The 14,033-nt window shown below is 53.8% G+C and carries 16 protein-coding genes and 1 pseudogene; 3 read left to right on the forward strand and 14 right to left on the reverse strand.

Translation table 11 applies throughout. The features are described from left to right. The first annotated feature begins 168 nt into the window (after positions 1–168). From AAC019_RS02715 to AAC019_RS02725, 3 genes are all read left to right on the forward strand, one after another. Positions 169–1,242: a beta-N-acetylglucosaminidase domain-containing protein gene (locus AAC019_RS02715; RefSeq protein WP_339897019.1), complete on the forward strand. Its 1,074-nt coding sequence runs from the start codon at positions 169–171 to the stop codon at positions 1,240–1,242. 123 nt (positions 1,243–1,365) lie between these two features. Beyond that, positions 1,366–2,346, forward strand: coding sequence for an aldo/keto reductase (locus AAC019_RS02720; RefSeq protein ID WP_339897020.1), 981 nt, complete (start codon positions 1,366–1,368; stop codon positions 2,344–2,346). A gap of 129 nt (positions 2,347–2,475) precedes the next feature. Then, entirely contained in the window at positions 2,476–3,072 is a 597-nt protein-coding gene (locus AAC019_RS02725; protein ID WP_339897021.1) for an acyloxyacyl hydrolase, read from the forward strand. A 147-nt stretch (positions 3,073–3,219) separates the two neighbouring features. On the opposite strand, the gene AAC019_RS02730 is transcribed toward AAC019_RS02725, so the two are convergent. The 14 genes and pseudogenes from AAC019_RS02730 to AAC019_RS02795 form a co-directional block, all read right to left on the reverse strand. After that, a complete protein-coding gene (locus AAC019_RS02730) occupies positions 3,220–3,882 on the reverse strand; it encodes an aminodeoxychorismate/anthranilate synthase component II (protein WP_339897022.1) in 663 nt (220 codons plus the stop codon). Next, positions 3,879–5,276: an anthranilate synthase component I family protein gene (locus tag AAC019_RS02735; RefSeq protein WP_339897023.1), complete on the reverse strand. Its 1,398-nt coding sequence runs from the start codon at positions 5,274–5,276 to the stop codon at positions 3,879–3,881. Before AAC019_RS02735 ends, AAC019_RS02730 begins: the two co-directional genes overlap by 4 nt. A 9-nt stretch (positions 5,277–5,285) precedes the next feature. Continuing rightward, a complete protein-coding gene (locus AAC019_RS02740) occupies positions 5,286–5,543 on the reverse strand; it encodes a Trp family transcriptional regulator (protein WP_339897024.1) in 258 nt (85 codons plus the stop codon). A 139-nt stretch (positions 5,544–5,682) separates the two neighbouring features. Then, positions 5,683–6,522 (reverse strand): YbgF trimerization domain-containing protein, encoded by an 840-nt coding sequence (locus AAC019_RS02745; protein ID WP_339897113.1) that lies wholly within the window; start codon positions 6,520–6,522, stop codon positions 5,683–5,685. A gap of 13 nt (positions 6,523–6,535) precedes the next feature. Beyond that, positions 6,536–7,048, reverse strand: a complete 513-nt coding sequence (gene pal, locus AAC019_RS02750) for a peptidoglycan-associated lipoprotein Pal (RefSeq protein WP_339897025.1) — start codon at positions 7,046–7,048, stop codon at positions 6,536–6,538. A gap of 45 nt (positions 7,049–7,093) precedes the next feature. After that, positions 7,094–8,380: a Tol-Pal system beta propeller repeat protein TolB gene (gene tolB / locus AAC019_RS02755; RefSeq protein ID WP_339897026.1), complete on the reverse strand. Its 1,287-nt coding sequence runs from the start codon at positions 8,378–8,380 to the stop codon at positions 7,094–7,096. Then, complete coding sequence (gene tolA, locus AAC019_RS02760; RefSeq protein WP_339897027.1) at positions 8,377–9,171, reverse strand: cell envelope integrity protein TolA; 795 nt, start codon at positions 9,169–9,171, stop codon at positions 8,377–8,379. The genes tolB and tolA overlap by 4 nt, the downstream gene beginning before the upstream one ends. A gap of 16 nt (positions 9,172–9,187) precedes the next feature. Beyond that, positions 9,188–9,616: a protein TolR gene (gene tolR, locus AAC019_RS02765; protein ID WP_041523081.1), complete on the reverse strand. Its 429-nt coding sequence runs from the start codon at positions 9,614–9,616 to the stop codon at positions 9,188–9,190. 30 nt (positions 9,617–9,646) lie between these two features. After that, positions 9,647–10,348 (reverse strand): protein TolQ, encoded by a 702-nt coding sequence (gene tolQ, locus AAC019_RS02770; protein WP_041523080.1) that lies wholly within the window; start codon positions 10,346–10,348, stop codon positions 9,647–9,649. Positions 10,349–10,452: 104 nt separating this feature from the next. Then, positions 10,453–10,884, reverse strand: a complete 432-nt coding sequence (gene ybgC / locus AAC019_RS02775) for a tol-pal system-associated acyl-CoA thioesterase (RefSeq protein ID WP_339897028.1) — start codon at positions 10,882–10,884, stop codon at positions 10,453–10,455. After that, entirely contained in the window at positions 10,881–11,903 is a 1,023-nt protein-coding gene (gene ruvB / locus AAC019_RS02780) for a Holliday junction branch migration DNA helicase RuvB (protein ID WP_339897029.1), read from the reverse strand. Before ruvB ends, ybgC begins: the two co-directional genes overlap by 4 nt. A 9-nt stretch (positions 11,904–11,912) precedes the next feature. Beyond that, positions 11,913–12,524: a Holliday junction branch migration protein RuvA gene (gene ruvA, locus AAC019_RS02785; protein ID WP_339897030.1), complete on the reverse strand. Its 612-nt coding sequence runs from the start codon at positions 12,522–12,524 to the stop codon at positions 11,913–11,915. A gap of 108 nt (positions 12,525–12,632) precedes the next feature. Beyond that, a complete protein-coding gene (gene ruvC, locus AAC019_RS02790) occupies positions 12,633–13,151 on the reverse strand; it encodes a crossover junction endodeoxyribonuclease RuvC (protein WP_339897031.1) in 519 nt (172 codons plus the stop codon). Positions 13,152–13,210: 59 nt separating this feature from the next. Beyond that, positions 13,211–13,957 (reverse strand): annotated as a pseudogene (locus AAC019_RS02795) (YebC/PmpR family DNA-binding transcriptional regulator). Positions 13,958–14,033: the final 76 nt, after the last annotated feature.

Below are 14,033 nucleotides of genomic sequence, written 5' to 3' on the forward strand. Positions count from 1 at the left end.
ACAGAAATAGAGCGGTGCAAAAAGGCGGCTATCATAGGCATACAGGGCCTTTATGTCAATCTGACAGCCTGACAGGCCCACCCATCAATGGCGCTTTAACCGTCGCGCCAGCTAGATTAAGCTAGAGCCTTAAAGGGCACTCGCACAACCTCCACACCAGGTACTCGCATGGCACAACACATCCCACTCGGGGTTATAGAAGGTTTTTTTGGCCGCAGCTGGAGCTGGCAGCAGCGCACCGATCTCGCAAGCTTTTTACAGCAAGCCGGTTACAGCTATTACCTTTATGCCCCTAAAAGCGACGATCGGCTGCGCAGCCGCTGGCGCCAAGACTGGAGCCAAAGCGAATGGGCCAATCTAACTACCCTTAGAGACCACTACCGGGCTGCGGGCATAGAATTTGGTATCGGCCTAAGCCCGCTGGACCTGTGCACCCCCGAGGGCCAGACAGACAGCGCCGGCCTGCACGCTAAAATCGCCCGTATTAATCAACTGCAGCCTGATATTTTGGCACTACTGTTCGACGACATGCGCGGTGACATCCCACAACTGGCGAGCATCCAAGTGCAACTGGCTCATCAGGCCGCCGAGCACAGCAGCGCCCGCAAAATCATACTCTGCCCCACTTATTACAGTGATGACCCTGTCCTTGAGAAGGTGTTTGGCACTCGCCCTGCCGACTACTGGGAAGCCCTTGGCCGGCAGCTCGACTTGAGCATCGATATATTCTGGACCGGCCCCAACGTCTGCACTGAGCACTTTAGCGGCTCACACTTACGCGATGTCGCTGAGCGTTTAGGCCGCCCCCCCTTTTTATGGGATAACTACCCGGTTAACGACGGCGCGGTAAAATCACAACACCTTTACCTTCACCCCTTCGCGGCCGACCGGGCAAAAATACAGGATCTGGTCGCCGGGCACGCCGTTAACCCAATGAACCAATACCAACTCTCTAAGCTTGCCCTTGCGAGCTTGCCATATGCCTACCGCGACCCGGGCTACAACCCCAAGCGGCTTTTTAATGAGCTGATCAGAGAGCTCTGCCCTGCAAACGTAGGCGATGCACTACAGCAAGACGCCGAGCTTTTTGCCACTACCGGGCTCGCGGGCATAACTTCCGAGCGCCGGCACCTTCTCACCGCCCGCTATCGCAGGCTAGGCCAACAAAGTGCCATGGCCACCGAAGTGGCCGATTGGCTAGAGGGCGAATACACGTTCGACCCGGCCTGCCTGACGGACTAATGCTCTTGACACTACTTAAACGAGCCTGCGACCACCTCGGGCCAATCACGTGCTAGCATAACCGCCATAAAGTCATCACGACCAATACCTTGTGAACATAAAGACACAGCAAAAGGAGAGTCCATGAAAACTCGCACCCTCGGCAACACCGGCTTTAACGTCAGCGAGGTTGGCCTCGGCTGCTGGCAGCTAGGCGGGGATTTCGGCCCAATTGACAACCCCACTGTCGATAGCATTTTTTCCGCCGCGCACGATGCAGGCATTAACTTTTTTGATACCGCCGACGTGTACGGTGACGGGGCTAGCGAACGCTATGTCGGTGAACACCTAACCGGCTCCACCCCCGAACCTATCATTGCCACCAAGTACGGCAGAGCCGGCGGCACCTACCCCGACGGCTACTCACTCACTGATTTACGGGACAGCCTGAAGCGAGCACAAGACCGACTACAGCGTGACAACATCGACTTGATTCAACTGCACTGCATCCCCACCGAGGTCATGGCACGGGGTGAGATTTTTGACTGGTTGCGCACCATGCAACAAGAGCAGCACATCAAATTTTTTGGCGCCAGCGTCGAAACAGTCGAGGAAGGTTTGATATGTGCCCAGCACGACGATCTGAGCTCTCTGCAGGTGATTTTTAATATATTTCGCCAGAAGCTACTCGCCGAATTACTGCCTACAGCTCAAGAAAAAAACATCGGCATTATCGCCCGCCTACCCCTTGCCAGCGGCTTGCTCAGCGGCAAATTTAATACCCACACTCAGTTTGATAAAACAGATCACCGCCACTTTAACAAAGACGGGCAAATGTTTAACGTGGGCGAAACCTTTGCCGGCATCCCGTTTGTAAAAGGCGTTGAGCTGGCCGAGGCGATTAAAAACAAAACCCCCGAAGGCTACTCCACCGCACAAATGGCGATGCGCTGGATACTCGACCAACCTGCCGTCAGTACGATAATCCCGGGGGCAAGCCGGGCATCACAAGTCACCGAGAACGCCAAAGTGAGCGAGCTTGAGCCACTACCCAAAACACTGCACGACGACCTTCACAGGTTTTACAGTGAGTCTGTCGCAGCGCATATTCGCGGCGCCTATTAAACATCCCCACCAAACCCGAGCGAGTGGCACACCACTCGCTCACCCCCCTCGTTGTATTTTCTGCCAAAACTACCGATAATTTAGCGCAAGCAACCTCGGCTGCCGCCGGAACACACAACGAGATAATTTATGATTAGCGCCACATTACGCCTAATAGCTTGCACCTTCACATTATTGTTTATTCCTTGCGGCGGCGCCCTCGCCGACACACCCAACAGCCACGGCATCACAATCGCCGCCGGGACGAGCGATATGGATCACGATTTTTACCGTGTTGCCGGTCGATTTGGCTGGGACAAACGCTGGTTTGATGACCCGGAAGGCAATTGGTACCTCACCGGACAATTTGAAGCCGGCGGCTTTTACCTTGAAAGCACCTCTGATGCGACCCAGTATCGTGACGCTGCCGAATCTTTGTACGGCGTGTTTGTCACTCCTATCTTCCGCCTTCAACGAAACGCCTACAGCTTTGGTCTAGCCCCCTTTGTCGAGGCCGGCATAGGTGTTAGCTACATCAGCGAAACCTGGATCAAATCCGATACCTTTACCGGCGCGGACTTTGGCAGCCACTTTCAGTTTGAAGACAAACTCTCTTTTGGTACACGTTTTGGCAGCCGGCAGCAGTTTGAGCTGGCGTTTACGTTTATTCACCACTCTAACGCCAACATAAAAAAGCCTAACCATGGTATCGACACCAGCTCGGCAACATTTTCCTACTGGTTTTAGCAGCCCGTCACGCTGGTGTTTAGCGCAGCGCACTGCGCTAAACACCCCTCTTTAAGCCCCGGCCCTTTTTACGCGTTACGTGTGACGCGGCCACCGACTTGAATACAGCAACACACGAAAGATCAGCGCACCCTCAGCCACGCAGAATCAACTGGCCACGTTAAACAAAAACTGCTTTAACAGCTCTTTACCGCCCTCAGTGGCAAACGATTCCGGATGAAATTGAATCCCTTCGATCGGATACTCTTTGTGCCGCACACCCATAATTTCCATGGGCGCCCCATCGAGCTTAGCCTCGGCCAAACTGCTCTGGCCAATCTGCGCCACAACAGCGGTCAACTCCAGACACTCCGGCAAACTTGACGGATCCGCCACCAGAGAGTGATAACGCATAATATCGAGCCCCTGTGGCGCACCCGCAAAAACACCACTCTCATCGTGGTAAATCGGGCTGGTTTTACCATGTACCGGGAGGCCGGCTTTAACCACCCTACCACCAAACACATGGGTTATACCCTGCATCCCCAGGCAAACCCCCAATAGCGGCGTGGACTTACCCAGCTCGAGAATAACCTCAGCACAAACACCAAAGTAGGCTTTATCATCTGGCGAACCAGGCCCTGGCGAAATAATAATACGGTCGGGCTGCCAGGCTCGCACCTCCTCCAGCGTGACTTCGTTGTTGCGCTTTACACTAATAGCAAAGCTTGCAATGCTACCGTGGGATTTCTCGGCCGTTAGGACTTCACCAACGTACTGGTACAGGTTGTAGGTAAACGAATCGTAGTTATCAATAATTAAAACTTTCACTGGTGCGCCCCCTTACTGGCTGGCTTGTAGGCATCCAGAACTTTTTTGGTGCCCGCAAACTTTCTCTGAATCTCCTGATACTCATCGGCAGCATTTGAGTCATACACATTGCCGCCACAGGTTTGCACATAGCTATAGTCGCCATTAACAAATAACGTGCGAATTGGAATAGCAAAGGTGCAATCACCGTTAAAAGAGAAGTGACCCACCGCACCGCCATAGGGACCGCGACCATCGGGCTCCAACTCATCAATGATTTTCATGGCTTCAATTTTGGGGGCGCCGGTTAAGGTACCTGCCGGGAAATTACTCGCCAAAGCGGTAAACATATCCTCGGAGTCGGCCATAATACCGACAATTTCACTTGAGATATGCTGCACATGACTAAAGCGTTTGATATCCATCAGGTTGCGCACCTTAACGGTACCAAACTGAGCAACACGGCCAATGTCGTTGCGGTGCAAATCGACAATCATATTGTGCTCGGCGATCTCTTTCGGATCATTTAGCAGCGTACGCGCAAGCTTTTTATCTTCCGCCTCTGTGGCGCCTCGCGCTGCCGTACCTGCCAGCGGATAGGTTTCCATCTCGCCCTGACGCAACCGGAACAGCAACTCGGGGCTTGCGCCTATGACTTTCTCTTCAGCAAATTTCAGATAGTACATCTGCGGCGAAGGGTTAATCTCGCGCATCGACTGATACACATTAACGGTGTCACCGGAGACCTTGAACTCTGTTTTAAAGCCGACCTCACACTGAAAAATCTTACCCTCGATAATATCCCGCTTAACCTTCTCTACCGCCGCCTCATGACCGGCGCGATCCATCGTGTCACCCAACGGGGTAACACTTAGAGGGCCGTCACCGCCATACTCCTGCCCAATCAACTCTTGCACCAGCGCCTGACGATCGTCATCGTAGTAAAAATAAAATATCTCAGCGGTCATCTTGTCTAAGATCAAACCGTCTTTATACAAGCCAAACTTAAATGCCGCAAAATGCTCACTCGGCTGAATGCTCATACTGGGCTCAAAGTAGTTCATGCAGTCGTAGCCAATATACCCGGTTAGCCCACCGGCATACCCACGGGACAAAATATCCTGCGGCATAATATCGCGCAGTAAATAGTAGGGGTTGTCACTGGGGTAATCGACTGACGAACCATCGCGCTCGGTAATGGTGAGCGCTTTGCCACGTGCCGAGAACAACTGATAGGGGTCAAAACCAATAAGCGAGTAGCGCGATATATGGCTCTCCTCGCCTAATGATTCAAGCAAGAAGCAGTTGTCGAATTGTTTTTCAATTTTTTTAAACAACTCAAAAAAGTCACACTCGGTAGCGAGGGTGACATAATTCGGCTTGCGCGGAATCTGTATTTTTTTCGGCTTAGCCATAATTCAACCTTAAATATTATCCAATTTCCCGGCCTGTAGCGCCCGCGAACCACGCGTAACAGTTGCTATGCCCACCCCGAGGCGCTTTGCCACCTCGCGCTGGGACACGCCCGATTTAAGCAGTCGTGTAATCTGCAGGCGCTGCGAAATCGCGTGCAACTCAGCCGGGGTCAAAAGCCCTTCAAGCATGTCACGTAAGCGAGACGAGCTATCCGCCTGCAGCAGATAGTCGACCAACTCATTTAAATGGCGCTCTTCTGTATTCATGTACTAGTACAATACCATTCACAGAGACACACCGCAACCCGAGTTAATACCTCATACGGCAGGCGAGCTCAGGCGGGACATTTTTGATCGTTAACGACAGAATTGGGAAAGGTCGGGCCCCGATAGGCCCGATAGATAGCTAAAAGCTTTCTTTAAGGTACTGCTGCGCCAAGCGCGACGCATCGGAGTTACTGGAGGCAACGATATTCAACAGCTCTTTGGCACGCGCGTCCTGCCCCTGAAGATGGTAGACCTTACCCAGCTTAAACTGCGCATCGGGCACCTTGCGGCTATCCGGAAACTCCCGCAACAAATCGCTGAACCACTGCTGGGCCGCTGGCAAGTCGTTTTTAAGCAGGTAAATCTCACCCAACCAGTAGTAGCTGTTACCCGTGTATTCCCCATTTGGGAACCGAGTTAGGTGATCTTTAAAAGCCCCAATGGATGCATCGACCTCACGCTGACGAAGCAGATCGTAGGCAGCACCATAAACTTCAGCCTCAGTGGCATCCGCCGGAGTGACCGATTTAGCCGCAATGGCGTCTGGCCCGCCGACACTTGCTACGGCGGTCGGAGCCGGCGTCAAACTGACCTCCTGCTCAGAGGCTACATTTACCGGAGGGGTAGTGGCAGTCGCCGCGCCTGCAGAACCTGTAGTCAAAGCACTAACGCGACGATCGAGGTCCAGGTAGTCGTCCAAACGCTGCTGTTTAAGCCGTTTAAGCTCAAACGCTTGCTCTTCAACAAGACCACGTAAAGTCATTACCTCTTGCTGCAACGCTTGCAGCTGGTAAAACAGCTCGGCCTGAGGGTTGGTATTAGACGGGGCGGGAGGTGTGGCTTGACGGGCACCAGGAACATTAATGTCGACCGAACGCCCCGCCGCTGATTGCGGCGAGGAGTCGGTAACCTGAACCTGAGCCTGTGCTGTCGAAACGGCAGCCACTAAGGTGGCCGCAACAAACAGAGGGGCTCTCATCACGCAATGACTCTTAGTAGTCGATTTCTACGCGACGGTTTTTGCTCCATGAAGATTCGCCACTGCCAAGGGCCAGTGGACGCTCTTCACCGTAGCTGATGACTTCCAGGTTAGAGCGGCTTACGCCTTGCAGAACCAAGAAGTCACGTACAGCGTTGGCACGACGCTCGCCCAAAGCCATGTTGTATTCGCGTGAACCGCGCTCATCGGCGTGACCTTCCAGACGTGCAGACGCATCAGAGTTGCGAAGGCGCTCGGCGTGAGCCAGCAACAAAGAGCGCGCAGCTGGTAGCAGCACTGCCTGATCGAAGTCAAAGTAAATAACTTTATCCAGCTCTTCCATGCCGTCGTTCATGCCATCGCTGGAACCCAGTCCGCCACCATCCGCAGTACCGGTTGTTACACCGCCGTTCGCGCCAGTACCCGCCGCATCTTCGTCGGTTTTAGTATCTGTGCTGGAACAGCCCACAAGGAAAGCCATGACAAATGCAAAACTTAAACCCTGTTTCATTGCTTTAGTAATCATGATTAACTCCGATCAAGTTGTTGATTTTTTGAGCAAACTGAACAATCAGTTAAAAAATGGCGACCAAGCAGGCTCCCTTACATCTCCCTGCTTAGATGGCAAACGATACTTTGTACCGGCATCCAGTGAAACCGCTGCCAGTATACCCTTTCCCCCAAACCGTGTCGCGTACAGCAACATAGCCCCATTAGGCGCTATAGTAGGCGATTCATCGAGGTTTGTCTCGGTTAATATCCGTAAAGTCCCGGTGGTCAGATCCTGCGCAGCGATGTGGAATACGCCATTGCGCTGATGGACCATAACCAGGGTTTTTCCGTCTTTCGAGACTCGCCCGCGAGCATTGTACTCGCCATCGAAGGTTAAGCGCTCTACCCGCCCGCTGGCAAGTGTCACTTTATAAATTTGTGGTTTACCGCCGCGATTTGAGGTAAATACGACGCCATCACCCTCGGCCGTCCAGCTCGGTTCGGTATCAATCGCATAGTGATTAGTCACCCGGGTAAACTGACGTGTACGTAAATCTAGCGTGTAAATCTCCGGGTTGCCGTCTTTTGACAGCACCATAGCAAGCTTATTGCCGTCGGGAGAGAACGCCGGAGCACCGTTTAAGCCGGTAAAATTGGTTAATTGTTCGCGCTGGCCGGTAGCCAAGTTCTGCTTGAAAATCGCCGGGCGAGTTGTCTCAAAGGATACATAAGCGATTTCCCGGCCATCGGGCGACCAAGTGGGCGACAACAGCGGCTCAGTCGACTCAAGCAACAAGCGCGAGCGCGCACCGTCGGCATCGGCCAGCATTAATCGGAAGTTGTCATCCTGCCCCTCCTGCTGAAAAGCCTCCACATACAGTACCTGGGTCGAAAATGCCCCGCGAATACCGGTAATCTTTTCGTACACTTTGTCGCTAATGTGGTGGGCAATATCACGCAATTGCTCGGGGCTACCGTCGACCTTGCCCGAGCTAATCACCTTGCGCTGGGCCAGTACATCAAACACGTCGTAGGTCACAAAATAGCGGCCGCCGCGCTGCTCGGCACTGCTAACGAGCAAGTACTCGGCGCCCATCGCGCGCCAGTCGCGATAAAAGACATCCTCCGGCTTGGTGGGAAACGACAACATGCTGGTGCGGGCCACCGGGTCAAACTGCCCGCTGCGCTGTAAATCGGCCGATACAATTTCGGCAACGTCTTCTGGCAAGGGCGCCGTACCGCCCCACCCCATTGGCACAACAGCGATGCGGGTAGGGTTGTCGACACCCTGGGTAATCTCGATGGTGAGCTGGGCAAATGCCGGCGACACGAAACAACAAAATAACAGCGCTAGTAGTTTTCTCACAATCGTAAATCCTTGGGGTTAAAGACTAATCTTAACTGGCGAAAATTTTGCTCAAACAGCTCCGGCGGCATATTTTTGAGCTCGCTAAAACGGTCGATGCGACGCACCGCCTGCTCGGCCGAGCGGTCGAAGGCCGCGTTGCCACTACTTTTAGTGACAGTAACATTCACCACCTGGCCCGTTGGTACCAACTGTATCAAGAGCTCGACCTGCATTCCACGGCGCGCCGAAGGTGGCCGACTCCAATTTTGCTCAATACGTGAGGCGATCATATTGACGTAGCTTTGGCTTTGCGCCTCGGCAAGCTCGGCCTGATGCTGCTGCTCCTCTTTGCGCAAAGCTTCATCCAGACGCTCCTGGGCGATACGCTCCTGGCGCTCACGCTCGGCCTTTTCCTGTGCGGCTTTCTCGGCGCGGCGTTTGGCCTCGGCCTCAGCCTGGCGCTGCTCCTCAAGCTTGCGTTTGCGTTCAGCCTCGGCCTTGGCTTTTTTCTCGCGCTCAACCCGTGCTTTGCGCGCCGCCTCCTCTTTGGCTTTTTTTGCCGCGGCCGCTTTTTGCTGATCGAGCTCGCGCTTTTTGGTTAAGTCGATCACATTGGTCTTTTTTTGCACGGGCTCGGCCGTATCCTTGGCTTTGAGTTCGACCAATTGCGCCTGCACAACATTAGGCTTAAACACACGCGGTGTGGGGTCAATGGTGGATTCCCAACCAATGGTAATCACCAACACCAATATCAAGTGCAAGCCAACGCTAATAATAACCGGAAGGGTATATAAGTTACGCCAATTCATAAGGTGATAGAGCCCATCACTTAGGTGGGTCTGTCACTAAGCCCACCGAGGGCGCACCGGCCCCCTGCAGCTCGGTCATCAAAGAAACCACTACCCCGTAGCTCACTTCACTGTCCCCCCACACCAGTACCGGCGTGGTGGGTTTTTCGCCCAACACCTTACTGACCATAGCCGTAATATCGGGCAAGGGTTTAGCTTGCTTGGGCTCGCCACCAAGCTCAATGTAGTAAGCGCCAGACTTATCGACTGACACAATGAGTGGCTCATCTTCTTTATCGTCGATGGGCTCAGATGGCGCCTGTGGTAAATCCACCTGCACGCCCTGCATTAGCATTGGCGCGGTCACCATAAACACCACCAACAGCACCAGCATCACGTCGATATAGGGCACGACGTTGATCTCTGCCATGGGTTTCTTTTTAACTTTCGGGCCAAACGCTGCCATTTTGCTGCCTGTAATCGCCGGTTATCAGAATCAAGAAGAGACTTGTTTGCTGTGCACCTGGCGGTGCAAGATTGCCGAAAATTCTTCGGCAAACGTCTGATAATTATTCTCCATAGTTTCTGCTCGCGCCGAGTAGCGGTTGTAGGCCAAAACGGCGGGAATGGCGGCAAACAGCCCCATCGCGGTCGCCACCAGCGCCTCGGAAATACCCGGGGCAACAGTGGCCAAGGTAGCCTGATGCACGTTCGCAAGGCCACGGAACGAATTCATAATGCCCCACACAGTACCAAACAACCCAACGTAGGGGCTGACCGAAGCCACACTCGCCAAAAATGGCAAGTTAGCTTCTAACTTTTCTTCTTCACGCGCCAGCGCGACACGCATCGCCCGCTGACAGCCTTCCATCACCGCATCCGAGTCAGCACTCGACTGAGACCGTAACCGGGTAAACTCTTTAAAGCCGGCGCGAAAAATATTTTCGACCCCATCAACCGCGTTTTTACCGGTACGGCCATTACTCTGGCGGTAGAGCTGGTTTAAGTCGATACCCGACCAAAACTGTTTTTCAAACGCCAAAAATTTTGCCCGGGCACGGCGCTGGTACATACCGCGCTGAATAATCATGACCCACGAAACGATGGATGCCAGAAATAACAGTGCCATTACCATTTGTACCAATAAGCTGGCGTTGGCAATTAATCCCCAGATGGATAACGAATGTTCATTTGGCATAGATCGTTCAGCTCTTAAAGTTATTCCGTGGTTATACCCACTGCGGATACAACCTTCCCGTTATTTCAGTTGCGCTAACACGCGAGCCGGCAAATGATTAAAGATCATCCACCCTTGGCAATTTGCGCGCGCATTGCCGCAGGCATTGCACACGGCCGCATGGTATCGGGGTTAACACACGCGATGCGAATTAGACCCTCGCAAAGCAATTCGTTCCCACGATAGATGCGTTGTTTAAACAGTACATTGGTACGCGCTAAGGTATCAACCTCGGTGGTAACCGTTAATAAATCGTCCAGCCGCGCCGAGCGGCGGTAATTGACCTCGGCCTTGTGCACAACCAACAAGGTACCGTCTTCTAAAATAGCTGGCTTATCATAACCGTATTGGCGCAAAAATTCTGTACGGCTGCGCTCCATAAATTTTAGGTAATTGACGTAGTAGACAATTCCGCCGGCATCGGTATCTTCGATGTAGACCCGTACCGGTATCGAGAAGGCGCCGTTAAGTCCCTGTGGAGTGTCGGTTTGGCTCATTGCGGGTCGCTTAGTCTGGCAGGCACATCGATGCCAAAGTGCTCGTAGGCGAGCGCGGTCAAAATTCGCCCGCGCGGGGTGCGCGACACAAACCCCTGCTGAATTAAATAGGGTTCAATCACATCCTCAATGGTTCCGCGCTCCTCACTAATGGCGGCCGCCAGCGAGTCGATCCCCACCGGCCCGCCGAGAAAGTTATCCATCATCGCCAACAGTAAGCGCCGATCCATATGATCAAAACCGCGCGCGTCTACCTTAAGCATATTTAACGCCTGATCGGCGACGCTGGCGCTAACGTGACCATCGGCTTTAATCTCGGCATAGTCGCGCACCCGGCGCAAAAGTCGGTTGGCAATACGCGGCGTACCGCGCGAGCGCTTGGCCACCTCGGCCGCGCCCTCGGGCTCGGTGGGCATTCCCAATAAATTGGCCGAGCGCGCCACAATGTGTGTGAGATCGGCAATATTGTAAAACTCAAGCCGTTGCACAATGCCAAACCGGTCACGCAACGGCGAGGTTAACAGGCCCGCCCGTGTCGTCGCGCCCACCAAAGTAAAGGGGGGTAAATCAAGCTTAATGGAGCGCGCCGCCGGACCTTCACCAATCACGATATCCAGCTGAAAATCTTCCATCGCCGGATACAAAATCTCTTCCACTACGGGGCTTAAGCGATGGATCTCATCGATAAAAAGTACATCGCCTGGCTCTAAATTGGTCATAAGCGCCGCCAGGTCACCGGCCTTTTCGAGCACCGGGCCCGACGTGCTTTTGAGCGATACCCCCATCTCTTGCGCGATAATATTCGCCAGCGTGGTTTTGCCAAGCCCGGGCGGGCCAAAAATTAGGGTGTGATCGAGCGACTCGCCGCGTTTTTTGGCCGCCTCGATAAAAATTTCCATTTGCTCGCGCACCGCCGGCTGACCCACGTACTCGGCGAGCGATTTGGGGCGGATAGCCCGGTCGAGCTGCTCTTCGCGGGAGCTCGGCTCAGGGGCAATAAGGCGGTCTGTTTCTATCATGCTAAATACCTAGCTTGCGATACGTTTGAGCGAGAGCCGAATAAGCTCCTGGGCCCCGGCGGACTCATTGGTGCGCGCCGCAGTCGACACCATCTTTGCCGCCTCGGTTGGTTTGTAACCCAGGCTGATCAGAGCGCTCTCAGCCTCATCTCGCTCATCCCGCGGATTATCGCCACTGGCCACCGGGTCGCTTAGCAGGTCGGTACCGGCACCGGGGGCGGCCACAAGTTTATCGCGCAATTCAATGATTAGCCTTTCCGCGGTTTTTTTGCCAACACCGGGCACCTTGACCAACGCGGTTACATTGTCATCGTGGACGCAACGGGAAAGCTGCTCGGCATCCATACCCGACAAAATTGCTACCGCCATTTTCGGGCCGACGCCATTGACTTTAATAAGGGTGCGAAACAAGTCGCGCTCAGAGCGCTTGGCAAAACCAAACAGTTGGTGGGCCGTATCGCTAATGGCCAGGTGGGTATAAACCGTGGCGGGGTGATTAACCTCAGGCAAGGCATAAAATGTTGTCATGGGTGCCTGCAGTTCATAACCGACACCCTGTACATCCAGCAATAGAAAAGGTGCCTGTTTTTCCACCAGCACGCCGCTCAGTCGTCCGATCATGTTTACCTATTAATCTCTATATCGTTATAGTCGTCTGGCTATACTGGCGGCGCGTAGCGACTTACCGCACGCCAACGCCTAAAGACCAAAACCAAAATATAAGGGGCTTTATACCACACGACCGCGCCGAAAGCTGCGCGCCGTCGCGAGCTTTATCAGGTGCTGCTGCGAATTTATATGACATAACGCGATGGCCAGCGCGTCGGCGGCATCTTCCTGGGGGGCGGCAGGCAATTTGAGCAAGGTTTTAACCATGTGCTGCACTTGCAGCTTATCGGCCGCTCCCGTGCCGGTAATGGCTTGCTTCACCTTACGCGCTTCATACTCGTGCACGGGTACGTCGTGGTTAACAGCAGCGACAATGGCGGCTCCCCGGGCCTGCCCTAACTTTAAGGCGGAGCCGGCGTTTTTCGCCATAAATACATGCTCGATGGCAAATTGCTCGGGAATATAACGCTCAATCAGCTCGCTAACGCTGTCAAAAATCACCTTTAGGCGCTCGGGCAAACTGACATCCGGCACGCGAATGACGCCACTGGTAATATATTCGCTGCGCCCGCCAACCGTATTAATCAGCCCAAAGCCGGTTTTGCGGGAGCCCGGATCGACCCCCATAATTATCGCCATAGTGTGCGCCTCATCAGTGCTTTTAAGTGTCACACGGGTGCCATCTCAGCGCAATACAGCTAGCCATTAAGCTCCTCGAGCACGGCATCACTGATATCGGCGTTGGTATAAACGTTTTGCACGTCATCGAGATCTTCGAGCATATCTACCAAGCCCATCACCTTCTCCGCGCCCGCTGCATCCAAGTCCACCGTCGTTGAAGGTTTCATGGTGATCTGCGACTACTCGGGGGCGAGGCCCTGCTCCAGCAGCGCCTCTTTTACGTCAAAGTAATCTTCAAAGGCAGTCTCGACCTCTTTACTGCCATCGCTGTGCACCACCACATCTTCAGCACCCGCCTCAAGCGCAGCCTCCATCAGCGTCTCTTCAGTTACCTCTGCCGGGTAATTGAGCTGCCCTACTTTGCTAAACAGGTAGGCCACCGAGCCATCGGTGCCCAGATTGCCGCCGCGCTTACTAAACGCGTGACGCACCTCGGCAACGGTGCGGTTTTTGTTGTCGGTCATGCACTCAACCAGCACAGCAACCCCGCCAACACCGTAGCCCTCGTAAGTGCACTCTTCGTAATTATCTCCATCGGCGGTGCCGGCACCGCGGGCCACGGCTTTATCGATGGTGTCTTTTTTCATATTGGCGCCCAGCGCTTTATCCATGGCGGCACGCAGGCGCGGGTTGTCATCGGGGTTATCGCCGCCTTTGGCAGCCACCGACAACTCGCGAATAATTTTGGTAAATACCTTGCCGCGCTTGGCATCTTGAGCGGCTTTGCGGTGTTTAATGTTTGCCCATTTACTGTGGCCAGCCATAGTCGACTCCGCTTTTGTCTGAGGTTTTCTGAGTAAATAACGCAAAACGGCCGGGCAAGCCCGGCCGTTTTTAGGG

The sequence above is a fragment of the uncultured Gilvimarinus sp. genome (assembly GCF_963975215.1).
GTDB lineage: Bacteria > Pseudomonadota > Gammaproteobacteria > Pseudomonadales > Cellvibrionaceae > Gilvimarinus.

Coding starts and splice junctions, on each gene's coding strand:
- ruvB (WP_339897029.1), bottom strand. CDS start 11,903: ATGATAGAAACAGACCGCCTTATTGCCCCTGAGCCGAGCTCCCGCGAA.
- AAC019_RS02715 (WP_339897019.1), top strand. CDS start 169: ATGGCACAACACATCCCACTCGGGGTTATAGAAGGTTTTTTTGGCCGC.
- AAC019_RS02745 (WP_339897113.1), bottom strand. CDS start 6,522: ATGAGAGCCCCTCTGTTTGTTGCGGCCACCTTAGTGGCTGCCGTTTCG.
- pal (WP_339897025.1), bottom strand. CDS start 7,048: ATGATTACTAAAGCAATGAAACAGGGTTTAAGTTTTGCATTTGTCATG.
- tolA (WP_339897027.1), bottom strand. CDS start 9,171: ATGAATTGGCGTAACTTATATACCCTTCCGGTTATTATTAGCGTTGGC.
- ybgC (WP_339897028.1), bottom strand. CDS start 10,884: ATGAGCCAAACCGACACTCCACAGGGACTTAACGGCGCCTTCTCGATA.
- ruvC (WP_339897031.1), bottom strand. CDS start 13,151: ATGGCGATAATTATGGGGGTCGATCCGGGCTCCCGCAAAACCGGCTTT.
- AAC019_RS02740 (WP_339897024.1), bottom strand. CDS start 5,543: ATGAATACAGAAGAGCGCCATTTAAATGAGTTGGTCGACTATCTGCTG.
- tolQ (WP_041523080.1), bottom strand. CDS start 10,348: ATGCCAAATGAACATTCGTTATCCATCTGGGGATTAATTGCCAACGCC.
- AAC019_RS02735 (WP_339897023.1), bottom strand. CDS start 5,276: ATGGCTAAGCCGAAAAAAATACAGATTCCGCGCAAGCCGAATTATGTC.
- tolR (WP_041523081.1), bottom strand. CDS start 9,616: ATGGCAGCGTTTGGCCCGAAAGTTAAAAAGAAACCCATGGCAGAGATC.
- AAC019_RS02725 (WP_339897021.1), top strand. CDS start 2,476: ATGATTAGCGCCACATTACGCCTAATAGCTTGCACCTTCACATTATTG.
- AAC019_RS02720 (WP_339897020.1), top strand. CDS start 1,366: ATGAAAACTCGCACCCTCGGCAACACCGGCTTTAACGTCAGCGAGGTT.
- ruvA (WP_339897030.1), bottom strand. CDS start 12,524: ATGATCGGACGACTGAGCGGCGTGCTGGTGGAAAAACAGGCACCTTTT.